The 2,692-nt window shown below is 63.5% G+C and carries 7 protein-coding genes; 4 read left to right on the top strand and 3 right to left on the bottom strand.

Translation table 11 applies throughout. The features are described 5' to 3' along the window. Positions 1-131: 131 nt before the first annotated feature. Genes AC52Q4_RS09870 through AC52Q4_RS09860 form a run of 3 tightly spaced genes read left to right on the top strand, consistent with a single transcriptional unit; the run spans position 132 to position 862 of the window. Positions 132-305: a hypothetical protein gene (locus AC52Q4_RS09870; protein WP_495536630.1), complete on the top strand. Its 174-nt coding sequence runs from the start codon at positions 132-134 to the stop codon at positions 303-305. A gap of 57 nt (positions 306-362) precedes the next feature. Continuing rightward, positions 363-728, top strand: a complete 366-nt coding sequence (locus AC52Q4_RS09865; protein ID WP_495536629.1) for a hypothetical protein — start codon at positions 363-365, stop codon at positions 726-728. Between the two features lie 11 nt (positions 729-739). Then, on the top strand, positions 740-862 hold the full coding sequence (locus tag AC52Q4_RS09860; protein WP_495536628.1) for a hypothetical protein: 123 nt from the start codon (positions 740-742) through the stop codon (positions 860-862). On the opposite strand, the gene AC52Q4_RS09855 is transcribed toward AC52Q4_RS09860, so the two are convergent. Next, positions 842-1,171 (bottom strand): hypothetical protein, encoded by a 330-nt coding sequence (locus AC52Q4_RS09855; protein ID WP_495536627.1) that lies wholly within the window; start codon positions 1,169-1,171, stop codon positions 842-844. The genes AC52Q4_RS09860 and AC52Q4_RS09855 overlap by 21 nt on opposite strands. A 43-nt stretch (positions 1,172-1,214) precedes the next feature. Here AC52Q4_RS09855 and AC52Q4_RS09850 point away from each other — a divergent pair, with 43 nt between their 5' ends. Next, positions 1,215-1,472: a YbjQ family protein gene (locus AC52Q4_RS09850; protein ID WP_495536626.1), complete on the top strand. Its 258-nt coding sequence runs from the start codon at positions 1,215-1,217 to the stop codon at positions 1,470-1,472. Positions 1,473-1,478: 6 nt separating this feature from the next. Here AC52Q4_RS09850 and AC52Q4_RS09845 read toward each other — a convergent pair whose 3' ends face one another. Both AC52Q4_RS09845 and AC52Q4_RS09840 read right to left on the bottom strand, forming a co-directional pair. Further along, positions 1,479-2,345, bottom strand: coding sequence for a GIY-YIG nuclease family protein (locus AC52Q4_RS09845; RefSeq protein WP_495536624.1), 867 nt, complete (start codon positions 2,343-2,345; stop codon positions 1,479-1,481). Continuing rightward, the coding region (locus AC52Q4_RS09840; protein WP_495536623.1) for a hypothetical protein at positions 2,342-2,692 on the bottom strand (351 nt) is incomplete at its 5' end. The genes AC52Q4_RS09845 and AC52Q4_RS09840, both read right to left, overlap by 4 nt.

The following is a 2,692-nucleotide window of genomic DNA, read 5'->3' as shown; positions in this document are numbered from 1 at the left end:
CGAGCGCGCAGGCCGCGCCGCCGAACGGCTCGAAATACGGGAGCGCAACGATGCCATCCATCGCCAGATGCTGGACGCCGCCGCGAGCCGCCCTCGCAGCCGCGATGATCTTCTTGACCGGCTGCGCGGGGGTGAGTTCTGACGCTCTGCCTGGCGCCTGCCCGCCCGTGGTGGTGTACAGCCAAGCTGAGCAGATGCGCTTCGCCGAGGAAGTCGCCGCGCTGCCCGAGGGGGCGCTGATCGTGGGCTGGCTAGCCGATTACGCCGTCCTGCGCGATCAGGCGCGGGCCTGCGCGAGAAGGTAGTCTGGAACGCCGTTCAGAAACGTGGCGCGAGTGCGGGCATCCGGCTATTCTCGTCTGATGAACGAGGACGACGAAAAGCGTGTTGCAGCAAGGCTGGCCAGGATCATGGCCATGCTCTGCGTGCGCAACACGCGGCTGGAGACGCTGCATTTCGGACTGACCCCTGTCACCCGCACCGGTGACTACTCGGATGTCTTTGTCCACGATGCGGACGGTCGGCGCATCCCCTGGACCGAGGTCTCGCATTTCGACCAGAACGAGATGCGCGCGCTGATGCAGGAAATCGTTAACCGCCTCTACACGTTCCATATCGAAGCCGACGATCCCAAGCTGCAGGCGACCATCGAGCGCTGGATGGGCGCCGCGATGAAATGTGACGAGCCGGAAATCGATCCCAGGATGATCAGTCGCGGGCAGGAGTAACGCGGCGACGCATGGAGCACGAACGGTGCGCCAATAGAGCAACCCTGGCCCAAGTGCCGGGCATCACCACCGCACGCGACTTCCTCGAAATTCGGCTGGACTACGTGCGTCGGTCACGCCTGTTGTTGCAGTGACTGCTGCGGGGAGCCTTTGCCATGATTCCAAAACACTCCAACATCACGGTCGAACTCACCGGCCAGGACGGAAACGCTTTCTCCGTTCTTGGCCGCTGCCGCCATGCCGCGCGGGAAGCCAACCTGCCTTAGGACGAGATCGCCGCCTTCATGAACGAAGCCATGGCGGGCGATTACGTTCACCTGTTGCAGACTTCCATGCGCTGGTTCGATATGCGGTAAGCGAACATCCCCGAATGTCCCGATGTCGTAAACCGGTGCAGTAAACAGGGAGGCGCCTCGCCACGGATCACACTTCCCCGATCGCATGGCGCTGATCCTGGTCGGGGAAACAAGACATGGGATTGACGTCATGACCATTCTGCTGTCCACCTGTCCACCACCGCGCGATCACGAGGTGCTCGACATCGTTGGCGCGGTCGGGGTCTCGTACAAGAGCTTCATGAGAGCTCCAGATCTGACCGAAGCGCTCGAGGATTGCCGTAACGGTCTGAGGCTGCATGCGGAGGCGCTGGGCGCCGACATGGTCGCAGGCTGCCATTTTCAGGTAATTCTCAACTCGAGCGTTGCAAATATCAGCGGCTTCGGCACCGCCGTGCGCCTGAAATGAACACGTCTATATCAAGCCGCGTTGCTCGAGGGCCTTGTGGCCCAACAGGTTGGTGAGGGTCTCGATTTGGCGGGACGAGAGTGCGTATTTTTCTTGCTTTGGATCGGATGACGCAACCAGATCGGCCATGCCCGCCTTGAGGATGTCGCGCGAGACTCCGTTCTCAACGACCCCCTCGACGCCTTCGTGGACGAAGCTGCGCGGGATCCGTACACCCGGCTCCATCGCAACGCCATGTGCGCTCGCGCTCGCAACCAGCGCGTAGGCACAGCGTAGACTCGGCTTGCGCGGCGATGGGTGCGGCGTACTCGGCAGGATACGCGCGATCTGGCCCGCCGGCTTGATCGGCACGCTGCGCACAGGCCCGATGGCCTGCAGGAAACGGTTGAGGACGGCGCGCTCGGGGTTGTCCTCCGGATTACCTGACAACGTGGCCTCATGCCGGGCGACGCTGAGCGGGGAAGGCCCTGCCCCACTGCCAACGCCGCCAGCCAAGTTGGTGAGCGGTCCACCTTCGTGCAGGCGTCCGATCGCCGCAATGAGTTCGGCCTCGCGCTCAAGGCTCGCTTTCTCGCGCTCGCGTGCAAATGCACTGTCGATCACGTAGAACACCGAATCGCCGTTGCGCTCGATCTTACGGATCACATTGCATTTGAGCGGATTGCTCTCGCCAATGGGATGTTTCTGACGAGCCTCCGATTCATGTGCGAAGACGCGCCGGTTCACCCCCTTCCCGATATAGAATGGTGTCTGGTCAGGGCGGCACAGGGCATAGACATAGATATGATCGCCGAGACGCGACAGGAATCCGTCGAGTTCCCCGCGCCAACCGGAAAAGATGGCGCGGGAAAGATCAGCGTGCGGCGGGGTCACGAGCGCACCCCCAGCCTCTCGGCCACATCCTCGAACCCCGGATTGGCGGCATAGATCCGTTCGAGCTCGCGCCTCGCGCGGGCGCGCTGGCCGGTCTCGAGGTAAAGCACGGCGCGGTCGTAGCGGATCTGGTGCAGCAGCGCCTCGGGACGGTCCTTGCGGCGGCGGTTGGCAAGCGTGAACACAACTATGGCGGCATCGGGCAGGCCCAGCGCGGCCAGCGCGCGGCCGCGGTAGAGCAGGATCGCTGTATCGACGGGGGTCTCGTTCTCGACATGGGCGCTGGCGCGCACCACGCGGTCCATGAGTGCGCGGTCCTCGGGCGTGTCGAGCGCCAGCTCGGCAAA

Source organism: Nitrococcus sp. (genome assembly GCF_059432795.1).
This window is presented reverse-complemented; position numbering and strand designations above follow the sequence as displayed.